The organism is Microcoleus sp. PH2017_05_CCC_O_A (assembly GCF_020738785.1).
Classification (GTDB): Bacteria; Cyanobacteriota; Cyanobacteriia; order Cyanobacteriales; family Microcoleaceae; genus Microcoleus.
This window is the reverse complement of sequence record NZ_JAEQCB010000066.1, coordinates 17,668-43,192: the sequence shown is the minus strand read 5'-3', so window position 1 is coordinate 43,192 and position 25,525 is coordinate 17,668. Positions and strand designations below refer to the sequence as shown.

Annotated in this window: 19 protein-coding genes and 3 pseudogenes; 17 read left to right on the top strand and 5 right to left on the bottom strand. The window is 44.1% G+C overall.

What is annotated here, in order from left to right:
- Positions 1–147 precede the first annotated feature (147 nt).
- The 8 genes from JGK20_RS16615 (at position 148) to JGK20_RS16580 (ending at position 9,646) form a co-directional block, all read left to right on the top strand.
- Positions 148–2,835, top strand: a complete 2,688-nt coding sequence (locus JGK20_RS16615; RefSeq protein ID WP_293192299.1) for a response regulator — start codon at positions 148–150, stop codon at positions 2,833–2,835.
- Entirely contained in the window at positions 2,810–4,468 is a 1,659-nt protein-coding gene (locus JGK20_RS16610; protein WP_293181216.1) for an adenylate/guanylate cyclase domain-containing protein, read from the top strand. The genes JGK20_RS16615 and JGK20_RS16610 overlap by 26 nt, the downstream gene beginning before the upstream one ends.
- A gap of 68 nt (positions 4,469–4,536) precedes the next feature.
- Positions 4,537–5,052: a DUF1499 domain-containing protein gene (locus JGK20_RS16605; RefSeq protein WP_293216670.1), complete on the top strand. Its 516-nt coding sequence runs from the start codon at positions 4,537–4,539 to the stop codon at positions 5,050–5,052.
- Between the two features lie 338 nt (positions 5,053–5,390).
- A complete protein-coding gene (locus JGK20_RS16600) occupies positions 5,391–6,257 on the top strand; it encodes a DUF2382 domain-containing protein (protein WP_293231423.1) in 867 nt (288 codons plus the stop codon).
- 538 nt (positions 6,258–6,795) lie between these two features.
- Complete coding sequence (locus tag JGK20_RS16595; protein ID WP_293231420.1) at positions 6,796–7,689, top strand: DUF2382 domain-containing protein; 894 nt, start codon at positions 6,796–6,798, stop codon at positions 7,687–7,689.
- Between the two features lie 476 nt (positions 7,690–8,165).
- Positions 8,166–8,651, top strand: coding sequence for a glutathione peroxidase (locus JGK20_RS16590; RefSeq protein WP_293197127.1), 486 nt, complete (start codon positions 8,166–8,168; stop codon positions 8,649–8,651).
- Positions 8,652–8,840: 189 nt separating this feature from the next.
- Positions 8,841–8,984 carry a hypothetical protein gene (locus JGK20_RS16585; protein ID WP_293181231.1) on the top strand — a complete coding sequence of 48 codons (144 nt, stop codon included), beginning with the start codon at positions 8,841–8,843 and terminating at the stop codon, positions 8,982–8,984.
- A gap of 152 nt (positions 8,985–9,136) precedes the next feature.
- On the top strand, positions 9,137–9,646 hold the full coding sequence (locus JGK20_RS16580; protein WP_293204968.1) for a VOC family protein: 510 nt from the start codon (positions 9,137–9,139) through the stop codon (positions 9,644–9,646).
- A gap of 87 nt (positions 9,647–9,733) precedes the next feature.
- Here JGK20_RS16580 and JGK20_RS16575 read toward each other — a convergent pair whose 3' ends face one another.
- Entirely contained in the window at positions 9,734–12,319 is a 2,586-nt protein-coding gene (locus JGK20_RS16575) for a PAS domain S-box protein (RefSeq protein ID WP_293231417.1), read from the bottom strand.
- A 23-nt stretch (positions 12,320–12,342) separates the two neighbouring features.
- On the opposite strand from JGK20_RS16575, the gene JGK20_RS16570 reads away from it, so the two are divergent.
- Positions 12,343–12,597, top strand: coding sequence for a hypothetical protein (locus JGK20_RS16570; protein WP_293204964.1), 255 nt, complete (start codon positions 12,343–12,345; stop codon positions 12,595–12,597).
- Here the strand turns inward: JGK20_RS16570 and JGK20_RS16565 are convergent.
- Complete coding sequence (locus JGK20_RS16565; RefSeq protein ID WP_293181240.1) at positions 12,594–12,917, bottom strand: hypothetical protein; 324 nt, start codon at positions 12,915–12,917, stop codon at positions 12,594–12,596. The two genes, JGK20_RS16570 and JGK20_RS16565, sit on opposite strands and share 4 nt — an antisense overlap.
- A gap of 161 nt (positions 12,918–13,078) precedes the next feature.
- On the opposite strand from JGK20_RS16565, the gene JGK20_RS16560 reads away from it, so the two are divergent.
- On the top strand, positions 13,079–13,600 hold the full coding sequence (locus JGK20_RS16560) for a hypothetical protein (RefSeq protein ID WP_293204962.1): 522 nt from the start codon (positions 13,079–13,081) through the stop codon (positions 13,598–13,600).
- A 222-nt stretch (positions 13,601–13,822) separates the two neighbouring features.
- On the opposite strand, the gene JGK20_RS16555 is transcribed toward JGK20_RS16560, so the two are convergent.
- Positions 13,823–15,958 carry an ATP-binding protein gene (locus JGK20_RS16555; RefSeq protein ID WP_293192290.1) on the bottom strand — a complete coding sequence of 712 codons (2,136 nt, stop codon included), beginning with the start codon at positions 15,956–15,958 and terminating at the stop codon, positions 13,823–13,825.
- 262 nt (positions 15,959–16,220) lie between these two features.
- Here JGK20_RS16555 and JGK20_RS16550 point away from each other — a divergent pair.
- A pseudogene (locus JGK20_RS16550) lies at positions 16,221–17,434 on the top strand (transposase).
- Between the two features lie 32 nt (positions 17,435–17,466).
- On the opposite strand, the gene JGK20_RS16545 reads toward JGK20_RS16550, so the two are convergent.
- A complete protein-coding gene (locus tag JGK20_RS16545; RefSeq protein WP_293181249.1) occupies positions 17,467–17,814 on the bottom strand; it encodes a hypothetical protein in 348 nt (115 codons plus the stop codon).
- Between the two features lie 223 nt (positions 17,815–18,037).
- Between JGK20_RS16545 and JGK20_RS16540 the strand changes: the two are divergent.
- A pseudogene (locus tag JGK20_RS16540) lies at positions 18,038–19,232 on the top strand (transposase).
- Positions 19,233–19,571: 339 nt separating this feature from the next.
- Here the strand turns inward: JGK20_RS16540 and JGK20_RS16535 are convergent.
- On the bottom strand, positions 19,572–19,778 hold the full coding sequence (locus JGK20_RS16535; protein WP_293231414.1) for a hypothetical protein: 207 nt from the start codon (positions 19,776–19,778) through the stop codon (positions 19,572–19,574).
- A gap of 32 nt (positions 19,779–19,810) precedes the next feature.
- Between JGK20_RS16535 and cynS the strand changes: the two genes are divergently transcribed.
- The 5 genes and pseudogenes from cynS to JGK20_RS16510 form a co-directional block, all read left to right on the top strand.
- Positions 19,811–20,254, top strand: coding sequence for a cyanase (gene cynS / locus JGK20_RS16530; RefSeq protein WP_293181252.1), 444 nt, complete (start codon positions 19,811–19,813; stop codon positions 20,252–20,254).
- Between the two features lie 258 nt (positions 20,255–20,512).
- Complete coding sequence (locus JGK20_RS16525; RefSeq protein WP_293181255.1) at positions 20,513–21,745, top strand: transposase; 1,233 nt, start codon at positions 20,513–20,515, stop codon at positions 21,743–21,745.
- Positions 21,746–21,918: 173 nt separating this feature from the next.
- Positions 21,919–23,165 (top strand): annotated as a pseudogene (clpX, locus tag JGK20_RS16520) (ATP-dependent protease ATP-binding subunit ClpX).
- 94 nt (positions 23,166–23,259) lie between these two features.
- Entirely contained in the window at positions 23,260–24,048 is a 789-nt protein-coding gene (locus JGK20_RS16515; RefSeq protein WP_293204955.1) for a hypothetical protein, read from the top strand.
- Positions 24,048–25,525: hypothetical protein (locus tag JGK20_RS16510; RefSeq protein ID WP_293231411.1), on the top strand; the 1,478-nt coding region annotated here is incomplete at its 3' end. The genes JGK20_RS16515 and JGK20_RS16510, both read left to right, overlap by 1 nt.

The following is a 25,525-nucleotide window of genomic DNA, read 5'->3' as shown; positions in this document are numbered from 1 at the left end:
CCCGGAATTTATCCGTGGGGTCAATCTAAAATCTAAAATCTAAAATCTAAAATCGATTGACTGGGGTGGTAAGGTAGTGAAACTGGCAAAAAAGCGAAACCAAACAACTATTTTTTGCCTTGGATAAGTAAATATTCAACAAAAAAAATGGCAAATAAATTTATGAAGAAACCTGTGATTGTTTGTATAGATGACGAGCCTGATGTTTTGGAAAGCTTAAAGATTGAGCTCAAAAAGGCGATCGGCGATCAGTGCATTATTGAAACGGCAGAAGGTGGAGAAGATGCTTTGGAATTGCTAGCAGATTTGCGGGCTGAGGAGCATGAAATAGCTTTGGTGCTTTCCGATTACATCATGCCGGATATTAAAGGGGACGAGCTGCTCAAACAAATTCACGAACAATCGCCCGATACGCTGACAATTATGCTGACGGGACAAGCCGATTTACAAGCTCTGAGCAACAGCATCAAGTATGCTAAGTTGTACAGATACATCCAGAAACCTTGGCAGGATGAAGATTTACAAATAACAGTGGTAGAAGCAGTACACAGTTATTTGCAAGACCAAAAATTAACAATTGAAACTATCAAGCGACAACAAGCCAACGAGGAGTTAAAGAGAGTCAATGCGGAGTTAGAGGTGGTAAACGCAGACTTGAAGCTAGCCAACGAGGAATTATCTGCGAGTGAAAGTCGGCTAAATCAATTTTTAGGAGCTTTGCCGGTGGGGGTATCTGTTTACAATCCCGATGGCTCGATCGCGTATTTGAATCATGCAGCGCAGGAATTGCTTGATTCACAAACTGTCCTCGCGAGGGCTGCCCAAACATGGCGTGGAATGGATCAATTTTATAACGGCGAGAGCGATCGCCTATATTTTCCTGAAAATTTTCCGATTTTACGGGCGCTGAGAGGGGAATCTGTCAAAGTTGATGATGTTGAAATCACTCAATACGGTTTGATAATTACTTTAGAGGTAACTGCTACGCCAATTTTTGACAGCAGCGGAAATGTTGTTTTTGCGATCGCAGCTATTCAAGACATCAGCGAGCGCAAAGAAGCAGAAAGAGTCCTAGCAAATTACCAGCGTACCTTAGAAGCTGAAATTGTGGAACGCACAGAACAACTGCAACAGGCTGCATTAGCTGCCCAAGCAGCAAACAGAGCGAAAAGTACGTTTCTCGCCAACATGAGCCACGAGTTGCGTACCCCCCTCAATGCCATACTCGGTTTTACTCAAATCGTCGAATCTAGCCCAAATCTAACAGCAGAAGACCGAGACAATATCAAAGTTATTCACCGCAGCGGCGAACACTTGCTGACTTTAATCAATCAAGCTTTAGACTTGGCAAAAATCGAAGCGGGCCGGATGATTGTTTTTCCGACAAACTTCAATCTCTACGACTTGCTTGACGAAATGGAAGATATGTTTCAACTACGAGCGAAAACTCAAGGTTTGCAGTTAGTTTTTCAACGAAATACAGATGTTCCGCAGTACGTGCGAACTGATGAGGTAAAACTGCGCCAAGTGCTAATCAATCTCCTCAGTAATGCCATGAAATTTACCAGAGTTGGCGGGGTATCTGTAAGAGTGAGGTCTCTTAGGCAAGGCAGTTCGGCAGGGACAGATGTAGGGGATGTCATGGATGTAACAGATAGAAGTAATAGAGAAGAAGCAAGAGGAAATGATTCAGAAGGCGAAATTGTCATTGCCGGTGAAAATCCTACAAATTTAGATGGTTCGACAAGTTACAGTCTGCCTGAGAGTGAAAATTTGACGGAGAATAATTTAGATTTGTCTGGTTCGTTGTTTCTGCAATTTGAAGTAGAAGATACAGGAAGTGGCATTTCTCCCGAAGAATTGGGCAAGGTTTTTCAAGCCTTCGTGCAAACAGAATCCGGTCAAAAAGCTCAAAAAGGGACGGGTTTAGGCTTGACGATCAGCAGCCAATTTGTACGGCTAATGGGCGGCAATATTACTGTGGAAAGCGAGCAAAATCGAGGTACGATTTTTAGATTTGAGATTGAAGTTGATGCAGTTGATGCCGCTTCGATTCCTACCCCGGAAATCAGCAGCCTGGTGATGGGAGTGGAACCAGATGGGCCATCCTACCGGATTTTAGTTGTGGACGATCGCAAAGACAACCGCCAACTTTTAGTTAAAATGCTTTCTCCCTTGGGTTTTGCAGTGAAACAGGCTAGCAACGGCCGTGAAGCGGTAGAAATCTGGGAAAACTGGCAGCCGCACTTAATCTTGATGGATTTGCAAATGCCGGTGATGGATGGCTGCGAAGCGACGATGGAAATTAGACTCAGGATACAGCAGAGACAGTCCAAGCAAGCAATGGGGGAGGAAATCAACGTCTCTGGTGTCGAACCTCTGATTCCGAAGATTATTGCTTTGACAGCTAGTACCATTGAAGGGAGGCGATCGTTTGCTTTATTCGTCGGCTGCGACGATTTTATTAACAAACCCTTCCGCAAAAATGATATCTTTGATACCCTTCACAAACATTTAGGGGTGAAGTATCTATACTCTAACTCAACGGATTTGATGTCAGCGGGCGATCGCCACAATCTATCTGACTCCCAGTCTAATGATGCGCTTGCTTATTTACCCATACTTCCCGCACAATGGATAGATCACATGAGGCAGGTAATCCGCAGTGCTGATTTTGACTTAATTGGGATAACAATCGAGGAAATAAGGGATGCTCATCCTGAATTTGCCGAAATCCTCCAGGGTCATCTCGGTAATTTTGATTACCAGAAAATTCTCAATTTAGTTGCCGAGGCGGAGGAATCTGATCGTGGAGATGAAGGCGGAACAAACTGAAAACTATCAAGCAGATATTTTAGTAGTTGACGATACGCCAGACAATCTGCGTTTGTTGATTAGAATCTTGCAAAAAAATGGCTATAAAGTTAGACCTGTTACTAATGGTTTTTCGGCTATAGATGCAATTCAGTCTAGCGTCCCAGATTTGATTTTGCTGGATATTATGATGCCGGATATTAACGGTTATGAATTATGTCAAAAACTAAAAGTACAACCGCAATTTAGCGAAATTCCCATCATTTTTATCAGCGCGTTAGAAGAAGGAATAGATAAGGCAAAAGCTTTTGAAGTAGGCGGAGCAGATTATATCACAAAACCTTTTCAGGTTAAAGAAGTATTGGCGCGAGTGAGCAATCAACTGACCGTGCGTTCTTTGCAAATGCAACTGCAAGAAAAAAATCAAAAATTGACCGATCAAAATGTCCAGTTGCACCAGGAAATTGCCGATCGCCGTCAGGTTGAAATGGAAACAAGATTGCTGCTGGAGGCAACTCAAGCTATTAGCAAATCTGACGATTTTGAGTCGGCTATAGATGTGATTTTAGGTTTAATTTGTCAAACTATTGAATGGAATCTGGGCGAAGCTTGGATTCCTAACAGTGACGGCGTTTTAAGATGTGCTAGAGGCAGGTACGTCAGCGATTTGAGTTTTGCCCAATTCAGACAGACAAGTTGGCAGCTAACTTTTGCTCCTGGTGCGGGACTCCCAGGGAGGATTTGGCAGTCGCAGCAGTCCGAATGGATCGAGGATGTTTCTACTGCACCGGAACAAGTGTTTCTGCGATCGGAAATTGCGGTAAATGTGGGATTGAGAGCGGCTTTTGGTTTGCCAATTTTGGCGGACAACCAAGTGTTAGCTATTTTGATTTTTTATCGCGAAAAAGTTCTGGAATCTCAGCCGCGTTTGCTGGAATTGGTGAGTGCGGTTGCTACGCAGCTCGGTTCGCTGATTCAGCGGAAACAAGCTGAAGCAGCGCTGAAATTGCAGCAAAAGCAAACAGAGAAATTGCTGCTGAATATTTTGCCTAAACCTATTGCTGAGCGCTTGCAAAAAGAGCAAAAGCTGATTGCGGATCATTTTGATGAGGTGACGGTATTGTTTGCTGATTTGGTTGGTTTTACAGAGTTTTCGGCTCACAAAAGTCCGACGCAGTTGGTAGAAATTTTGAATGGAATTTTCTCGGAGTTCGATCGGTTGTCTGAGTTGCACGGGTTGGAAAAGATTAAGACGATTGGGGATGCTTACATGGTGGTTGGGGGTTTGCCGACGGCGCGCCCGGATCACTCTGAGGCGATCGCACTTTTAGCTTTGGATATGCAGGTAGCTTTGAGAAAGTTTAATCTCAAAATTGGAGAAGGTTTTCAATTGCGGATCGGAATTCACAGCGGTTCGGTGGTGGCGGGCATTATTGGGATTAGCAAATTTAGCTATGATTTGTGGGGAGATACTGTGAATGTTGCTTCGCGGATGGAGTCGAACGGATTGCCGGGTAAAATTCAAGTGACGGCGAAGACTTACGAGCGTTTGAAAGAGCAGTTTATTTTTGAAGAACGGGGGCCTATCACGGTTAAAGGTAAAGGAACAATGCTGACTTACTGGTTGCTCGAAGAACAAACTCAATCTATTTAGGTTTGAGATGTCAATTTCAATTAATATTAAAATTAGATCTAAATCGCACTTTCTGGAGGACTCATCCTTTGCAAACAGTTGAAACAAAATCGCCGACAGCATTGAAAAGAGTCCTAGTTGTTTTAATATCGCTGGTAGCTGTAGCGGTACTGGCGATCGCAACTTTTACCCTAATTCCCGGAGAAAAAACCATGTTTGCTGGAAAAAGACCTACCAATATCGGCATTGTGTCAGGAAAACTGGCAGCGTGCCCTGCTTCCCCCAACTGCGTCAGCAGCTTCAGTCAAGATGCCGAGCACCAAATTGAGCCTTTGGCTTACACTTCGTCGCCTGCTGAGGCTATGGCTAAGCTCAAAGGGGCGATCGAGTCCTCGGGCAAAACTAAAATTATCACCGCAACCGATAATTACCTGTATGCGGAGTTCACCAGTGCTTTGATGGGCTTTGTGGATGATGTGGAATTTTTGGTAGATGATGGGGCAAAGGTGATTCACGTGCGATCGGCTTCGCGTCTGGGACAGTCGGATTTAGGAGTCAACCGCAAACGCATAGAAACCATCAGAGATCGACTAAATCCACTCTAAACCTAAAATTTATAGCTTTCCTGAAGCCTCTCTCCTGCAACATTCTGAAACTACAGGTACGTTGTTGGGCTTTAGCCCTCTTTAGACATATATAAAGAGGGCCGGGGCCCAACAACGTACCTAATTTTTTTTCGTTCCTCGCCATGACACTAGCCCTAACTGAACCGTATTGTGACTCAATCAGGTATTGAATAGCTGAGCGCGCTAGCACCGACACCGCGCTGTATTCCTATAGTATTAAACGCCCTAAATTGAGCAGTTCAGACTTTAGGGAGAGGGAAGTTAAGCCATTAATTTCTACTATTAATTTAAGTAGTAGAGCGACGAGGAAAAAACACATGGCACTTCAAAGAATTGCAGATTTTGAGCCTAATTATAAGGAAGAAATATTTGCTGGAGACGACATCAAGGGATTTGATGTTTATGCCGGCGACTCTGACGAAAAAGTAGGCACTGTTTATGACGCATTGGTTGATGAAACTGGCCGTTTTCGCTATCTGGTAGTTGATACCGGTATTTGGATTTTTGGTAAAAAAGTATTGCTGCCGATCGGTTCGGCCCGCTTCGACTACGGAGCCCATCGCGTCTACGCCACAGGCCTTCGCAGCAAAGCTCAAGCAGAACAATTGCCCGCTTACAATGAAATGGAACCCCTAGATTACGATCGCGAAGAACAAGTAAGAGGCGTCTACCGCAATCCAGGCACAGCAGCGACAAGCACTGCAACTCCTGCTAGCTACGATCGCAGCAGCTACAGCTACGATATCGATCGCTCCCTCTACGAAACCAACGAACAGAACCACCAAAATCTCAAGCTTTATGAAGAACGCTTGATTGCCAACAAAAACCGCGCCAAAACAGGTGAAGTAGCAGTTGGTAAGCGGGTGGAAACTGAAACAGCAAGAGCTTCAGTACCCATTGAAAAAGAACGAGTCGTAATCGAGCGAGTCACACCAGTAGAAGCTGGTAGAGTAGTTTCAGTCGGCGAGGCTGACTTCCAATCAGGGGAAGTTGCACGCATCGAAGTCTACGAAGAAACGGCCGACATTCACAAGGAAGCCTACGTGCGCGAAGAAGTCAACGTCAGAAAAGAAGTTGTTCGCAGCACGGTTGACGGGGAAGAAACCTTGCGCCGTGAAGAATTAGACATTCAGACTGACGGAACTCCGGTTGTAGATAATAAAACTATCGGAATTACGCATTAATCACATAATTCTCTCACCGCACAGGCTCGCACTTGGCGATCGCGCAATTCCTAGATGACGCGATAGGCTTCAGTTAAGCCCGATCGTCCTGGCGCTCCCCCTTAAGAAATACGGTGGTTTTATTCTGAGGATAGGAGATATAAAACTACCAAAAGTATCGCTCAAAGATCGGCTCGCACTTGGGCCAAGGTACGTAGTTGCGCTTCAGCGCTCTTTGCTTATATTATAAAGAGCGCCCAAGCGCAACTACATACCTAATTTTTCTGACGACGATAACACAGCTATAACGGGGGGTGGAGTGCGAAATTTGTCGGTTTTTGGCAAAGTTTATGCACTTTCCCAGAAATAATTAGTTGAAAGCCCCAAGCTTTTTCGGGAGAAATTAAAATCAGACAATTCATTACTCCATTTCTCTTCCTTCTAGGTAGAGGTCGCTCTCAAACTGTCAATTGTCAACTGTCAACTGTCAACTGTTGAACCGCCTTTACCAATTCGCCCCAATTCATAATAAAAATCCCTAAGTAGGAAAGTTTTAAAAATGAACGGTCAAGCATCAACCGAAAAAGTAGCCACAGCCAAATCAAATACCCGTCTCAACCGGGTGCCGGAAAAAGTCAGGACTAAGCTAAAAAGTTTTACAGTCAAAGACAATCAAGGTCACTTGGTAGGCAAAATCAAAGATGTCTATTTCGATCCTAACGGTCAGCTAAACTTTGTGGTATCAGGGCTAGGTCGCGAAAACCCCCGCATTTTTTTAGTAAGTATCAAGCTGCTCAAAAAAGTAGATTATCATCAAAAAACTCTGTTTGTAAGTATTAAGTCCGATGCAGTCGATCTGCTGCCCGGAATTGGGGGAACGGCAGAGTATGAGTATTTAGGAAAATCCTCAGAACAGCTTGATGAAGTGAGCAATAGCGAGTCAACTAATCCCTCAACAGTTATGTCAAATCTAACAGATGCCGATCGCCAAAATGAACATTTAGAGACCGATGAGGATGACGAAAACTTGGATATTGTCGATCGAGAAGTAATTCGCCTGCTAGAAGAACGATTGGTAATCAATCGCAGCAAGCGCAAAGTCGGCGAAGTCATAGTCCGCAAAGAAATTGAGACTCGGATGGTACAAGTGCCGATCCAGTGGGAAAAGTTGATTGTCGAACAAGTCGGCGACGATCCGAAGGTTTTGGCAGAGATAGATTTGGGCGAGGGAAACATCACCGGTATAGATTTGGCAGAGATTAAGAGCGATCGCCAGGAACCGACAGTTAAGGCAGAATTTACGTCTGTGCAGAAAGCTAGCAAGATCTTAAATGCGATCGCCTCTCAACCCCGCCACGGTTGTGTCAAAGTCCGCCTAGAAATAGTTTTGGAAGACAAGCAACTTGAGGATACGTACCAAAAATGGATGACGGAAAGCCACTCAGATAAGTGAGGTACGTTGTTGGGCTTAAGCCCTCTTATACTTATCGTGTAGTAAACGGGGTCGCATCAAAAACTCCATTTACAGTCATACCTCATCTTTCGTTATAAATGTTATATATAAAGAGCGCTCAAGCGCAACTACGTACCTATTGTCTTAAGCAAACGGTATTGTCTTATATATAGCCTTTCTCAAAAAGATGAGGTATAACTGACAGCTTACATAACCCTTAAACGTATAGGGCCTTCTTCCCAACAACGTCCGCGAATCTTTCGCTTGATCCGCTATATATATGCAAGAGCGCTGAAGCGCAACTACGTACCTATTGAAAAATTTCATCGGGTTCACAAATATCTCTACTCTAATATCCGCCGGAACTCTGCAAACCCCCCTGGTCTGGATTTTTTAATTTTGAGCGATCGGCAAATCGACAAAATCTTACCAAATTGCGGTAAAATTGTGCTAGTCAAATTTAGAAATATTTGAAAATGCCCAGCACCATCTCCGACATTAATGTAAAAACGATCGCAGGCGCAGACAAGCAGCTAGGAGAGTACACTGGCCAGGTACTCTTGATAGTTAACGTAGCTTCCAAATGCGGCTATACACCTCAATACAAAGGACTCGAAGAATTGAGCCAGAAGTACGGCGCCGCCGGACTCCGCGTTTTAGGATTTCCCTGCAACGACTTCGGAGCTCAAGAACCCGGAAGCAACGCAGAAATCGTCAATTTCTGCACTACAAAATACGGTGTCAGCTTTGAATTATTTGACAAAGTAAGCGCTAAAGGCAGCCAGCAGCACCCGCTGTACGCTAAGCTTACGAATGCAGTCGATCCCAAAGGTGAGGTTTCCTGGAATTTTGAAAAATTCTTAGTTAGCAAACAGGGTGAAGTGGTTGCCAGATTCCGCAGCAGCGTGGGCCCAGATTCGCCGGAATTGATCGCTGCGATCGATCGAGAATTGGCAAAATAAGCAGTTCGGCAACGGATTTTTTTACCGATGTAACGGATGGATGTTTAGTTATTGTAGGGTGCGTCAGGGCTAAATGTTTTGAATACAGACTAACAATTTTCTCCCTGACGCACCCTACGGTTAGTTAGCTTGTTTTTTCTTCTCTTCCTCATTGTTGAGAAGCAATCAACAATTAACAAATACCGGTGATTGGATTTAATTGGAGAACGTTTTAATTTAATGGAAAATACATCGGGATTAGATTTAGCCGTAGGTTTACTGGCGTTCGCGATTCTGGGAGGCGGGCTGGCCATGCTATTTGTAGGTATGGCATCGTTCCCTAAAGAAAAGTAACAATAATTGAGATTATGTCCTCAGGATCAAACTTTAAATTGGTTCGATCGTTCGGACTTCAGTCCGCCAATTTCTCTGAGGACTGAAGTCCGAACGATCGAACTCTGAGGAAATTTAACATCATCCAATTTTAACAGTAGCAATTGACAACCATGCAAACTACCGAAAGCACCGTCAAAATTGCCTTGGCGCCGGGGAACTTGCGCCGGGTTCACCATATCGCTTTAAACGTGCGCGATATGAAAGCTTCCTGCCACTTCTACGGTACAATTCTCGGCTTACACGAACTCACAGGTGCAGAAATTCCCGCAAGTTTAACCGAAATGGTGGCTGCTGGTAAAGTCGCTAATTTCATCACTCCAGACGGGACTGTGATTGACTTATTTTGGCAGCCAGATTTGGAACCGCCAAACCCAGATCCCCAAAAGGCTTTTACTCGCGCTAACCACTTGGCCTTTGACATCGATCGCGATTTGTTCGATCGCGCTTTGGAAGTGCTAAAGTCTAATGAAATTGCGATCGACAGCGGCCCCGTCACCCGCGCTACAGGACGCGGCATTTACTTTTACGATCCCGACGGATTTATCATCGAAATCCGCTGCGATGCAGTGGATGGGGAGGGTCGGCACGGGGGCACGACCCCTACATTTACTCTCCAATAATTATTGTGGAACAGGCAGGAAAGCCTGTTCAAGACTGGCTTTTAGGTGCGCGGTGCACACCCTACATTTACTACATTTAGAGTTGTTTCACTTGCCGTCTTTGCTAATAGGTTGCTTAGGCCAAGTAAACCGAAAAATTGCTCCCTCACCTTCGGCAGATTCCAGAGAAATAGTGCCGCCTTGAGATTCGACAATCTTCTTCACTAGCGACAAACCAATCCCAGTATTTTCAACTTTATCGCGAGCTTCCAAGGTCTGAAAAATCACAAAAACTTTATCGTGATATTGAGGAGCAATCCCCGGCCCGTCATCAGCTACAGCAAACTCGTAAAAATTCTCTAACTCCTTAAACGATATGTTTACGTAGCCGGATTCATTTCTATTGTGTTTAATGGCGTTGCTAATTAAATTAGAAAAAACTTGCTGCAACGGCAATCTTTCAGTCACAAAAGTTGGCATTCCCGGTTCAACTTTTACATCAAATCCTGACGGCGGCGCCAACGAATCAATAATTTCTGCTAATAACTTCTCAACTTTTACAGTTTCTGAAGCCAGTTGAATGCGTCCGACGCGGGAATATTGCAGCAGTCCCTCAATCAATGATTCCATACGGTGAGCTCTGCCGCGCAGCAGGTTCATTTGGTGCAGAGTATCCTCTGTCATCGAATCGCTGAGGTCTTCTTCTATCCAACTGCTGAGATTTGCGATCGCCCTAAGCGGCGCTTTCAAATCGTGAGAAACTACATAAGCAAACTGGTCTAATTCTTGATTCCGCTTTCTCAACACACTTGTCGTTTGAGCCAGCGAGTTCGCAGTCCACCTCAATTCTTCAGCGTGCAACCGCAACGATTCCTCAGCTTGTTTGCGTTCCCTAATATCTTCTACCACACCCATCAGCAATTGAGTGCCATTTTGTTCTTGCAGCAGCGAAACCGTCAAGTTGACCCACACTAACTCTCCGTCTTTGCAGACATAGCGCTTTTCTATACAGTAATTATCAATTTCTTCTGCTAATAATTGGCGCAATAATTCCAGTTCGTTTCCTAAATCTTCTCCAAAAGTAATATCCTGAAAATTTTTAGCCATCAATTCTTGACGGCTGTAGCCGACAATTTCGCAAAGTTTTTGATTAACTAACAGCAACTTGCCATCCACACTCGCTTGAGCCATGCCGACTGCGGCTTGTTCAAAAGTATCGCGAAACCGCTGTGCGCTTTCGGCTAAAGCTCTTTCTGAGCGCTTGCGATCGCTAATATCGTTGCTAATTTCCAAAATAGCCTGGGGTCGATCTCGATCGTCGCGCTGCAAAGTCCACCGACTCGCCACCGTAATTTTTGTGCCGTCTTCCTTGGTACGCACCAGTTCCCCTTGCCAATATCCCCGCTCGAAAAACACTTTTTGAATTTCGTCAAAACGCTGCCTCCATTCTGTATGCAAAAGCTCGTGAATATTTTTTCCTATTGCTTGCGAATTCCGCCACCCGTAGAGCCACTTCGCCCCCAAATTCCAATAAGAAATCACCCCGTTCAAGTCGAGTACCGCGATCGTATCGTTCGCAAAATCCAGCATTTGCGCTTGCTTGCGGAGAGTCTCCTCAGCTTGTTTCCGTCCTCCCACATCGCGGCAAATCGCAACAAACAAGCATTGATTTGCCAGACGCATTTCGCTGATGGCCAACTCCATCGGAAACTTGATGCCGTCGCTGCGAATTCCGACAGTTTCTTGCTGGTAAGTCTTCAGTTTAGCATCGGGATTTAAGACAAAATATTCGATCGCATAATCTCCCGCGCTGCTGTCTGGCTGCGGTTGAGCTATCAGTTGGCGCAGGTTCGAGCCAATTGTGCGATCGGCTTTTTCGCCAAAAATCCGTTCTGCTGCCGCATTAAAAGACTCAATATTGCCCGATTCATCTAAAGTAATAATCCCATCAGCCGCATTGTCTACCACAGCTTGAATGCGAGTTTTACTTTCTTGCAAGCCTGCTTGCCGCTTCCTCAATTCCTGGTCTAAACTATGAAATAAATACCAGGAAGCTGCTCCACCCAGACAGCCGACAAGCAAACCAGCAAATTGCAGGAAATTAATTAAATCTACCAATTCACGTACTCGTTCCTCTAAAGCCTTCTGGTAGGCTTGGCTGGCATCAGCAAACGCATCAATTTTTTCGCGCAGCTTATCCATCTTCAATTTATCTCGAGCTAACACCTGAATTATTTCCGGCGACTGCACTTTTGTTGCCGCACTATCGAGCTTATTCAGAGTGTTTTGCAATAAAATTATTTGCTGTTCGGTACTTTTTTGAATTTCTGCAAATCCCTGATCTGGCAGTTGATTTTCTGCCACCGCAATTTCGAGTTGAGCCAGCAGCGGAGGCAAACTCTTCTTTGCTTCTAAATATGGTGCTAGAAAATCGCGGCGCTTCGTCAACCCGTAACCCCGAATGCCCGTTTCCGCATCCACCACAGTGGTTAACAAGCGGTTGGTTCCGTGAAGTATTTCCTTATGAGTATCTGCTCGCTTTCTTATCTGTATTGCACTATCCCGGAGTCCTGCAATTGCGATCAGCGAAGCAAACAGACAAATCACGGGGATAGCAACGATGACTGTTCCCCGCTGGCGAATTGGTCGGTCTGTCCATACAAAGTGGACGAAGCGATCGAGCAAATACTTCACGGATATTGTGAGGAGAAAGTTTAGTGATAGTATATCATATCAATTCCGGCTGCGTTGGAATGACAAGCGAGGAGACGGCAGTGCCGTTTTCCTACCCCAGATTAATTGTAGGGAAACGGCATCTTGAGTCTCCTGATTTCGGTAATATTAATAATTCCGATGCTACCGGAATTGACATCACTTTTGGGCAATTTATGCTATACAACAGCTCGTTTTTTGTGTTTGGCGATCGCCCGGGCGTAACCGTAGAAACTAGATTATGCCCCGGCGATGGCTAGCTACTGACAGTGACAGAAGATTTTTTAGCAAGGTTTTTAAGCCCAAGCAAGGAGAAGGAAAAGCGTTTTTTCGGCAGCGAGATAGCAGGCACAGCAGAAACACTTGTTTCTACTTTACTTTCCTGTTCGCTTTCGGCTTTGGGTTTCAAACTAGAGTCTGTTTCGCAAACATTCTGAACTGCTGGAACTACAGTCCATTTGCCTGTAGTGGGATCGCGATAAGAAGTGAAAGGATTTATTTTTAGCGGTTGACTGCAAGGTTTAATCATCTCGATGCACTCCTTTAATTTTGAGAACTTGTGCACTGCTGTCGGTGGCATTGCTATCTCGGCAGTAGAGGCCGCAGTTTGAAGGTTCAAGGGAGAAGGCAAAAAGCCGAATTGTGTTTCTGGGTTCTTATGCCTTTGATAATTCCTGATTTCCTGTTAACTTTTGCCTTCTACTGGTTAGCGACGATAGCATTACTTTTACCAAATTGCCTTTGTATAAGCAATACCCCCACCCCCCCCTGTGGCAGGTTGAGGTGCGGATTTTAAATGCAGGAAGGCGCTATATTCTGGTTGTGGCACAAGTTTGGGATAATAAAAGTATTCTAGGCTGGGAAAAAATGCGACTGTGTGATCGGCAACAGAGGTCGATCGCGATCGGTATCACAATTAACAGGGAATTGGTTATTGGTTATTGGTTATTGGTTGTTGGTTATTGGTTGTTGGTTATTGGTTGTTGGTTGTTGGTTATTGGTTATTGGTTATTGGTTGTTGGTTATTGGTTATTGGTTGTTGGTTATTGGTTGTTGGTTATTGGTTGTTGGTTATTGGTTGTTGGTTATTGGTTGTTAGTAATGGCGAATTATTGCATCTTTTACCCATCCGTTAAATCTGTTAAATCCCCATCGCATGGGGAGCATCTCAGTTTTGCAAGAAACATTTTTTATCTTTCGTGCTGTCCCCGCACAGCAAAGCTTATACACGCACGCGAGCGGGGACGCTCGCACTATAAATAATGCAAAACTGAGATGCTCTCCATCGCGTGCTCGTTGCCTTCTTCCTTCTCCCTTCTCCCTTCTCCCTTCTCCCTTCCTTCTTTCTTCTTTCTTCTTCCTTATGACCAATGACAACTGTCAACTGTCAACTGTCAACTGTCAACTGTCAACTGTCAACTGTCAACTGACAACTGTCAACTGTCAACTGTCAACTGACAACTGTCAACTGTCAACTGTCAACTGTCAACTATCAACTTTGACCTTTAATTGAACAATAAAAGTAGAGCCAACACCTAACTGACTCTCAAGAGTGATATCGCCGCCCATCATCTGGCAAAACAAGCGGCTAATCGCCAATCCCAAACCAGTGCCTCCGTACTTGCGAGTAGTCGAAGCATCCCCTTGCATAAAAGGTTGAAACAAACCCTGCTGCTGTTGTTCAGACATTCCAATCCCCGTATCAGATACCTGCAAATAAACCCAATCGCTATCGCCTGCTGGCTCGCGAGTGGCGCCCAGCAGCACCGTTCCACCTTCGGTAAACTTGAGGGCATTTGAGAGCAAATTAAACAAAATTTGCCTGACTTTAGTTAAATCTGCATACATTACTCCCAAATTTGGAGAGCAAGAAACTTCTAATTGATTGTGATTTTTTTCAACTAAAGGGTGCAAAGTTGCAACAACTTCTTCTATTAAATTGCCGAGGTCAAATTCTTCTAAGTAAACCTCCATCCGACCGGCTTCTATCTTAGAAAGGTCGAGAATATCGTTAATTAAAGTCAGCAAGTGTTTGCCGGCGTTACGAATTTTTTGGGTATCGGGGATGAAGTCATCGAGTCCGGAGTCCAGTGCTTCTTCTTCTAGCATTTCGCTGTAACCGATAATGGCGTTGAGCGGCGTTCGCAGTTCGTGGCTCATATTGGCTAAAAAAGTGCTTTTAGCTCTGGAAGCTGCTTCTGCTTTGTGTAAGGCTTCTTGCAAGGCGATTTCGGCTCTTTTACGATCGGCAATTTCGCTGCGGAGCAGTTGATTGGTGGCGGTGATTTGAGCGGTGCGCTGATCGACGGTCATTTCTAGCTGCGCTTTGGCTTTGGAGAGTGCTTCCTGAGCTCGCTGGCGTTCAAATCCTTCGATCGCCAGCGCGACTAAATTTGCTAAAGAATCGGCGAAGGTGCGCTCTTCCAGAGCCCACTGGCGGGGCGCGCCGATATGTTCTAGAGAGAGGATGCCCACGATCTGGCCGCCGAGCCTAATTGCTACATTTAAGATCGATGAATTTGGCTTGCTCTTATTCGGCAGCACACCGGAATGTTCGGCGATCGATGATAAGTGGCACAAGTTTGTTTCGATCGAGTTTTGAGTGTGCGGCGCCGGTTCTAAACCATTGTCTTCAGCTAGATTTTCGCCCGGCGCGTCGTTTTCTATATCTAAAATTGAAAATTTTAAATCGCTTGCTGATATGCACTGGCGGCTCAAATGATGCTCGTGAGTGCGATCGTACAAGTCGAGACAAACTAATTTGAGGTTGGGGATTTTAAATTGAGAATGATTGACTGACTCGTTATCGTTTCGGGGGGCCGCCTCTGTATCGAGAGATTCTTTTTGGTTGCGGGCGATCGCTCTGTGGGTAAAATTTAGCTGAGGATCGATCGGGTAGCCAGTTCCCAATCTGTCGTGGTTGTAAAGCCAGACGCTGACTTTTTCCACCTCCAAAGTGCGCGCAGCAGCCTCAGTAATTTCGCGAATTCCCACAGTCAGCGCACCGCTGTTGAGAGTCCTCTGCCGCCCTAGCTGCAACAGGGCCAGACTCTGCCGCCGGAGCCGCTTTTCGCTCTCTTGGAGAATGTTTTCTGCTTGCTTGCGCTGAGTGAGATCGTACAAGGCGCACAATGCCGTCGGCTGACTCTTAAACTGGAGGGACTGAACCGAGAGAATTGCCCAGAAAGGGGTTCCGTCTGATTTTTTGCAGTGGAGTTCGTAGTTTTGCAGGTATCCGTCTTGGGCGAGGGCTTCGAGTACCTTTGGGCGATCGGCGGGGTTGAGGTAAAAGTCTGGGGTACAGCAGCCGATCAATTCTTCTAGGGGTATGTTTAGCAGAGAAGCCAATTGAGCGTTTGCATACAAAATCAAGCCGTCCGAGAGACGAGAAACCAATACCGGAACGGGAGTTGCCGAGGCGATCGCCCGAAACTGCTGTTCGCTTTCGCGCACGGCCAACTGAGCTTGAGAGAGCAAGTGAGCTTCCATCGTATCCGAATGTTGGGTAGTAGTCTCCAGCAAGATTTCTAGATCGGACTTTTCGCGTTTCAAGTTTTCTAGTTCCGCACTCAGTCGCTGAACGTCCAAAAGTAGCTGTTCTCTCGATGGTTCTTCCTGCATAGCAATTGAAAATTGGTAATTTTTAGTCTGAGAGGGAAGTTTTTTACAGTTTGGTGCTAACTTAACTATGACTTATTCGCATTAACTTCAGGTGCTCTCATCCTGGTTCCCCAAGGCGGGATAGGTGAACACCTTTACCTTGTGCGATTTACCGAAAATCTGGGTTTAAAGCCCCGTCATAAGCTTGACGGCTTTACAAAGTTTTGTGAACTTGCGGAAAATCTTATATAGGCAAGTGTAATATAAGATAGGAGGTAAGACAATGCTAGTTTTTGAGTTCAAAACATATGGGAAATCCAGTCAGTTCGCGGCAGTAGATGAAGCAATTCGTACTGCCAAATTCATTCGCAATAGTTGTATACGCTATTGGATGGATAATCAAAAGGTTGGTCAGAACTATCTACAAAAATACTGCGCTGTACTGGCTAAAGAATTCCCATTTGCTTCAGAACTCAACTCAATGGCTAGACAAGCTAGCGCAGAGAGAGCATGGTCTTCTATCTCCCGATTCTACGATAACTGTAAACGGAAAGTTACGGGTAAAAAAGGGTTTCCACAATTTCAGAAAGATTGTCGTTCTGTTGAATACAAGACATCTGGTTGGCAACTTGCTTCGGACAGAAAATCCATAACTTTTAGTGACAAAAAAGGAATTGGAAGGTTAAAAATGAAAGGGACGCGGGATCTAAACTTCTATCAAATTAGCCAGATTAAACGGGTGAGATTGGTAAAAAGGGCGGATGGTATATACGTTCAGTTCTGTATTGATTTTAACCGAACGGAGAATACAAAACCAACCGGAAATACCATAGGTCTAGACGTTGGTTTAAAGGAATACTACACCGACTCTAACGGATTGATGGTTGGAAATCCTAAGTTCCTCCTCCGGAGTGAAAAAGTTCTTAAACGTTCAGGGCGACGTGTCTCTAGAAAGGCAAAAGATTCAAAAAATAGAGGCAAGGCTAGACAGATTCTAGGTAAGCGACACCTCAAAATAAGTAGGCAACGTAAAGACCACGCTGTAAAGTTAGCGCGGTGCGTAGTTCAGTCCAACGACTTGATAGCTTACGTAGGCGCTTCGCCGTGCCGAAGGCAGATTTGAGAATCAAAAACATGGTGAAGAATCACTGTCTGGCTAAGTCTATTAACGACGCATCTTGGTATCAATTTCGTGTCTGGCTTGAATACTTTGGCAAAGTATTTGAGAGGGTAACGGTGGCGGTAAGTCCGCAATATACCAGCCAAGAATGCTCCCTTTGCGGTGTAATTGTGAAGAAAACGCTATCTACTAGGACGCACGTCTGTAAGTGCGGTTGTGTAATGGATAGAGACGAAAACGCAGCTAGAATCATCCTGAGTCGAGGATTAGGTACGGTAGGGCATACCGGAACCTTTGCACTTGATGCAAGCAACGCTTTAGGAGATGAAGCCTCTACTCTTGTTGGAGAAATCCTGCTCGAGCAAGCTACATCGTAGATTAAAGAATCCCGCGGTACGGCCGGGGAGTGTCAATAATCCAATTCTAAGTGTAAGGAAGGCATCAGCCGCTGCAAGTTCTTGAGCGATTTTCCCTGCCATGGTATCTGTTTTGAGCCTTGTATGCTGATTTGAATATTTTTTAGCTGGCGCACTTTGATCACAAATTTTGATATAATGTTAATTCCTGAACTATTTAAAAATTCTAGTTTTCGCAAGTCTAGAGTAATCATATTAGGCGAGGAGTCCGTCACTTCGTTGAGCAGATCGACGATCGGCGCGTATTCTTCCATCTGGCTGATGCGAAACGAGCCGCAGCAGGTAACTGTTTGGGTAGCGCGATCGTACTCAATGCTGTAATCTTTGGTCTCAATATCCATACTTTTGTCACTTGTCGGTTATGAACGGTAAAGGGGCTTTGGCTGCGGGAGCGAGGATGGAGAGTCAGTCTATGTTAGATTTAAAAATTGAAGAATGAGAGATTTACCAAAAGATTGGGTCTAAAGCCCCGTCCTTATAGGACGGCTTTAATTGCGGGTGTAAAGATTCATAAATCAGTTTATTTATACTCACAATAGTTTATAAACATGATAAAATAGTTCCATGATTGTACTAGAGTTTAGGTTGAAAGGCAACCCACAGCAATACCGAGTCATCGACGAGATGATCCGCACAGCTCAGTTTGTCCGAAACAAAGCTCTTAGATATTGGATCGACAATCAGGGAGTCAAACTACTTGACCTCTACAAACAATGCGCCATCATGGCGAAAGAGTTTGAATGGGCAGGAAAACTTAACTCAATGGCGCGTCAAGCGATGGCCCAACGTGCCATTTTTGCTATTCAACGTTTCTTCTCTAATTGTAAAGCTAAGAAGCCAGGAAAAAAGGGATATCCGCAATTCAAAAAGCACACTCGTTCCGTAGAGTATAAGACATCAGGTTGGAAGCTTTCTACCGATAAAAGATGTCTGACTTTTACGGACGGTTTTGCTGCGGGAACATTCAGGTTGCTCGGTAGTCGAGACTTGCATTTCTACTCACCCAAGGAAATCAAACGAGTTAGGGTAATTCGTCGTGCCGATGGTTACTACACTCAGTTTTGTATAAATGTAGAGCGGACAGAATCAGTGATTCCGACTGGTAAAGCTATTGGGATAGATGTGGGATTAAACCATTTCTATACCGATAGTAGTGGGGAGACCATGACAAATCCTCGGCATCTTCGTAAAAGTGAAAAAGCTTTAAAGCGGTTGCAGAAACGAGTTTCACGGAAAAAGAAAGGTTCTGGTAATCGAAAGAAAGCAATCAATAAGCTAGGTAGAAAACACTTGAAAGTTAGTAGGCAGCGCAAAGACTTCGCCATTAAGACGGCGTTGTACGTGGTGAAATCTAGCGATTTCGTAGCTTACGAAGACCTTCAGGTGAGAAATATGGTGAAAAACCATAAACTTGCGTTGGGAATTAGCGATGCAGCGTGGTCACAGACTTGATCATTATTTGCAATACTTTGGAAAAGTGTATGGTAAAACAGTAGTTGCTGTAGCACCTGGGTACACTTCCCAAGATTGCTCAAGTTGTGGAAATCGTGTCCAGAAGTCGCTATCCGTCAGAACTCATATTTGCCTGTGTGGCACGGTGTTAGACCGCGACCATAATGCAGCTTTGAATATCCTAGCGAAGGGATTAAAGCAATCAGGAATTATTTTAAATACGGTGGGGCACACCGGAATTAACGCTTGGGGACAGACCGACCTCTACTCGTTGGTGGTGGCATCAACGAGCAAGTTGACTGATTGATCCAAGAATCCCCGTGCGTTCACGCCGGGGAGTGTCAATACTCCACAGATGAATCTGGGAGCAGAGGAACCTGATTCTAAAATTTGGGGCGACTGGCGACTCCTGTCGGGGAATTCTATCCGTGTTTGGGCGGGGGGCACGCTGGCACGATCCAAACTGGGCCGTTTGCCTTTGTTTGTGTAACTTGCACTGGATATACTGCCAACTGTATCATTGTCAGAGGGCAGTTAGGAGTGTTTTTGGGGATTGATCTGTTGCGAGGCAATTTGAAATAAATCATCCAACTGTAGACCAGCTCTAAACCCTGGTAGTCATCAATTATTCCCAATCTCAAATCTTCTATACTAAATTCGGGGGAAGAGAGGATTTTCGATTTTCGATTTGGGATTGATTCCACGGATAAATCACGTGGCGGGTACCACAGGTCGAAATTCGCTTGTCAAGGTTGATGAGACCTGGTTTTGCTGAAGCTCTGCGATCGATCGCTTCTGTTTTTTCGATCGAGTTGCCATTGACAAAATCACCAAAATGTGAGAGATATTTCATATCTGGTACAGCAGTGAGTTGGAGAATATTTAATGGCAACTTCAGAAATTACAGAAAAGCTTTTGGCTGCTAAAAAAGCTAAGGGAATTAGTTTTGCCGAGTTGGAAAAAGTTTTGGGTCGCGACGAAGTTTGGATTGCGGCGGTTTTTTACCGTCAAGCTACCGCATCGTTGGATGAAGCCGAAAAAATTGTCTCGGCTTTGGGATTGGATGGCGAGACGGCTGCGGTGCTCTGCGAACCTCCGTTAAAAGGTTCTTTGGATGCAGCAGTTCCGGTTGACCCGTTGATTTATCGCTTCTATGAAATTATGCAGGTGTACGGGATGCCGCTCAAAGCAGTGATCCACGAAAAATTTGGTGACGGGATTATGAGCGCGATCGACTTTAGTTTGGATGTCGAGAAAGAAATAGACCCAAAAGGCGATCGAGTGAAAATAATTATGTCGGGAAAATTTTTGGAATACAAAAAATGGTAAGCCAGTTTGGTTTCGGCAGAAGGCTTGCTTTCGGGACTTATGTAGAAGGCCTTGCCTTCGTCAGAATTTTTTATTATTCCCAAGGACTAAGGTAATATAGGGGTATGAAGCGGTCGGACTATGCCAAGAAAGCAGGAGTTTCCTATAATACTGCTCGCAGATGGTGGAAATCTGGTCAGAGCGAGGGCGATCGGCAAGGAAAACCGAGAAGTGAATTTTAGAGTTGCAGTCGAGTTCAGCTAGCAAAGGAGAAGAAGAATGAGATTGGTAGAGCGTCACATTATTGATAAAAGTCACAGTTTCTCTAAGGAGTGCGACGATTTAGCATGGCGTTCCAAAAATCTCTACAACTATTGTAATTACTTAGTGAGGCAGTCTTTTGTTTTAGAGAATACTTATCTTGATAATTGCCAAATCTATCATGAAGTTAAATCTCATGAATCCTACAAGGCGCTTCCTGCCAAAGTCAGCAATCAAGTCCTGATTAGTCTGCATCGAAACTGGAAGTCATTTTTTGAGGCTATGAAGGAATGGAAACAAAATCCAGGCAAGTTTTTGGGCAAACCTAAATTGCCGAAGTACAAAGATAAGCTCAAAGGACGTTTCTGCGTTGTCTATGAGAAAGGAGCGATTAGCAAGCCTGCATTAGTCAAGGGATTAGTAAAGCTTTCCAAGACAAGCATTGAATTTCCCACTAAATGTCAAAATGTTCAACAGATTAGAATCATCCCGCAATCAGGTCAGTATGTCATCGAGGTAGTCTATGAAATAGCATCAAAGCTTAACCAGTTAAACTTCCAGCATATTGCAGCAATTGATATTGGAGTCAGTAACTTAGCGGCAGTAACTTCAAATCAGAAAGGGTTTAATCCTTTATTGATTAACGGCAAGCCACTCAAAGCACTCAACCAGCACTACAACAAGCAGAAAGCTAAGCTGCAATCTCTGCTCAAAGGTAAAGCTCAAACATCAAAGCGAATTCAGCAATTATCCGCTAAGAGAAACAATCAAGTTGATGGTTACTTGCATAAGGCTTCTCGCTTAATCATTAATTATCTGCTCCCGAATGAAATAGGAACGCTGGTTATCGGTAAGAATGATTTATGGAAGCAGGAGTCGAGTCTGGGAAGAAGAAACAATCAACAATTTGTTTCTATTCCTCATGCAAAGTTTGTGGAGATGCTGACTTACAAAGCTGAGTTAGTTGGAATTAAAGTAATTCTCACCGAAGAAAGCTACACTAGCAAATCAAGTTTCTTAGATAATGACCCAATCCCAACTTATGGAAAGAAGGACTCAGCACTCAAGTTCAGTGGACGTAGGATAAAGAGAGGACTCTACAAGTCAGCAGACGGAACAATAATCAATGCTGACGTAAATGGTTCTTATAACATACTCAGGAAAGTATTCCCAACAGCACTTGTGTATAGGGATAGTGGGTGTGCAGTTCGCCCGATTCGGATAACACCGAATGAATTTAAAAAAGCATGACAGGATATTTGTCCATGTTTTTGCTAACTGTTAACTTAGAAATAGAGTCCGCGAAGCTTGACTGGTTTTGGTGTCAGATCGGGAAACCTTTCTAGGGCTGAGTACTCGATCGAGCCCGCTGCAACTTCCCCAGTCAAAACAAACAACCGCAACCGTAAAGTAAGAGGCTAAATATGTCAAAATATGACTCCCATCTCAGATGCTCCTTTTGCGGTAAGTCGCAGGAGTACGTCCGCAAGTTAATAGCTGGGCCCGGCGGAGTCGATCGAGCAAATCGAAAATTGTTCTAGCTCAAATTCCCAAACCCACAGAAATTAAACAGCATTTAGACAACCACGTCATCGGCCAGCACTCAGCCAAAAAAGTCCTTTCTGTAGCAGTTTACAATCATTACAAGCGCTTGAGCGTAGACCAAGCCAAAGACAGCGGCAAGTCTTCCCCCGACAGCGATGTCGAACTGCAAAAATCCAACATCATGCTAGTCGGGCCGACAGGTTGCGGCAAAACCTTGTTAGCGCAAAGTTTGGCACAAATGCTCGAAGTTCCCTTTGCGGTAGCTGACGCGACGACGCTGACAGAAGCTGGATATGTCGGCGACGATGTAGAAAATATTTTGCTGCGGCTGTTGCAAATGTCAGATTTTGATGTGGAATCTGCACAGCGCGGGATTATTTATATTGATGAAATTGACAAGATTGCTCGCAAAAGCGAAAACACTTCGATCACGCGGGATGTATCGGGAGAAGGAGTGCAGCAAGCGCTACTAAAAATGTTGGAAGGAACGGTGGTTAATGTGCCTCCGCAAGGCGGTCGCAAACATCCTTACCAAGATTTTATTCAAGTTGACACGAGCAAGATTCTATTTATTTGTGGCGGTGCTTTTGTCGGTTTAGAAAAAATAGTAGAACAGCGTTTGGGTAAAAAATCTTTGGGCTTTATTCAGCCAACAGAAACTGAAAGCAACTCGACTTTGCCGGCAAAGGATAAGCGGGCGGCTGATATTTTGCAGCAGGTACAGCCGGATGATTTGGTTAAGTTTGGTTTAATTCCTGAGTTTGTGGGGCGGATTCCGGTGGTGACGGTGATTTCGCCGCTGGATGAGGCGGCTTTGATGCAGATTTTGACTGAGCCCCGGAATGCGCTGGTGAAGCAGTATCAGAAGCTGTTGAAGATGGATAGCGTGGAGTTGGAATTTGAGCCGGATGCGCTGCGGGCGATCGCCCAGGAGGCCTACCGTCGCAAAACCGGCGCGAGAGCTCTCCGCAGCATTTTGGAGGAGTTGATGCTGGATGTGATGTACGAGTTGCCTTCTCGCAAGGATGTGGCTCAGTGTACGATTACGAAGGAAATGGTCGAGAAGCGATCGACTGCCGAATTGCTGTGGCATCCCGCATGGCGGCAACAGCACGAAACAGCTTAATTTGTAGTTTTTCAGGTGCGCACCCTACAAGCCGTAAGGTGCGCATTGCGTGTGAAAATTTTGGGAGCTGTCGATCGGGTTACAGTAAAATAAAATGAGTTCTAATGAATCAGGTGTCGATGAGTCAGTAACTAATCAGTCAGCATTAGCCAAACTACTCTGTGGAAATGTCGTTCCTGATGGAGGTGAAATTGATGAGGTGCTAAGTCATTTATCCGCGTCAATTGATAATGTTGTTAAAGAGCTAGTAAGACTAGAATCCCTCAGTGATAACCAAATTTCATTATTTGCCCCATTTTTAGGTAGAAGTATACTGGAATTGGGATGTACCGCACTGATTGCGAGGCTCGATCCTTTTAGAGTCCTCCTACTTAGGGAATATCAAAGGCACCCCCATTATCAAATAGATAAGCCTAATAAGTCGTCTATACATTGGCAAGGTGATGTTTTAGCGAAAAAGGTCAATAATCTTTGGGAGGATAAGTCACTGGAAAACCCTACTAGAGCTTTGCTTGGAGATTATTATAAGACACTAATATGGTCTGCTAACTTTGATAAGCTGTTGGATGCAATCAGAGATGTCAGCGGGGATGAATGGATAGTCAATCTTAGAACAAAATCTTTTGAAAGATTCTATAATGAAACTTTAAATGATTTTTCAAGTCTCTACTCTGAACTTTCAAAAGGAATACATCACGAACTGGTGATTCCTTTAAGTTCAGCCTTGGATCGAGACACAACTCAACAACTGATAGAGAAAACAGTTCGTAATATCGCTACCCTTGGGTTATTTGTTTCTGTAGTCAGTCATGCAGTGAATAAACTCGATATTCAAGTAGCGATCACCGCTTATAAAGAAATTCAAGAAATGGGAGTTTTCTAATGGTTAATGCTATTTCTGAAAATTCATCACTGATCTTAGCCGCAGAAGATTGTTCGCCTGAAGAGTTTGAGAAACTGCATTATTTCTCAAAACAAGAGCAGCGCTTTATTTCAAATTTGATTGCTCATGGCCCAGTGTTATTAAAAGGGGCGCGTGGTAGTGGAAAAAGTGCGCTTATGATAGAAGCATCAAGAAGAATGTATCCTGAAAATAATTTAAGCTCTACATTTGGCATATACATCAGTCTTCGTCATCTTGAATTACTCAGAAGTGACGGTAAGAAGTATGAAATAATGTTATGTCAGCTAATAATTGATGCCGTAAATAAGACAGTTATTAAAGCAGGTAATCTCTTTGACTTTGAAGCTTTGCCAAACATCACATCACTTCAGAGAGAATTATCTAGTTTATCGAGTGCATCTGGGAAAAGGATAGTTATTTTATTTGATGACGCGGCTCACATTGGTCGGGAAGCTCCGCTGCATGAATTTTTCGATATATTTCGGACTTTATCGAGCAGTACAATATCATGTAAAGCTGCTATTTACCCGGGAGTTACTAATTTTGGAACAAGGTTTGATGTATATAATGATGCTACGGTGATCGATGTTTCAAGGAATGATGAACTAAAAGACTATAATACTAACTTTGCCGAGATAATTAGAAAAAGGTTTTATCAGCAGCTTCCTGAAGAGTCTTTCTCTGGTCAATTTGGTTTAGAAAATGTTGCGGGGTTTATGGGACGGGCTGTACTTGGAAACATGAGGGGATTTATATTTGCATGGAATAGTCTGTCGGAAAACTGTGGAGAACACAAGATTAGTTTAGCCCATATAACCAAGACACTGATAGACCTTGCAAGTAATTACTATTGGCCCTTGATTGAAGAGCTTAAGCCCAAACTTGGCATATATGCACCAATGCTCGATCCTGCAAGGGAGATTGCAGAATCAATATTTCAGCAGGCTGGTGAGCAAAATAAGCAGAATGTACTTATTTTAAGAGAAATTGCACAACGTCTATCAAAGCCGTTAGAACTACTTGAATATACTGGATTTATTTCAATTCGAGATGTTTCACGGGCAATGAAATCCAGGGGACGAGGAACAAGATATAGCTTGAATCTATGCACATTGTTGGAAAAAACTACGGGAGCTCGGGTCACTAATGAAATTTATACTAGGTGGTTAAATGAGCAAAATGAGAGAAATGAACCCTTAGAATTACACAAAACAAGTAAATTGTTTAAAATTCAATTGCCTGAATTACCTGAGCATGGTGAAATGCTAATATTAAATGAAGATATTAGCAAATTAAAAAAATCTCACGCATATCCTTATGGACTCACAGAGCGCAAAATTGATATATTGAAAGCTGCTGGATACCTCACGGTGTCTGAATTGGTAGAAGCCAGCGACGAGTCTTTGTTAAATCTTAAAGAGATAGGTATGGAAAACTTAAAGCGAATCCGCAGTAC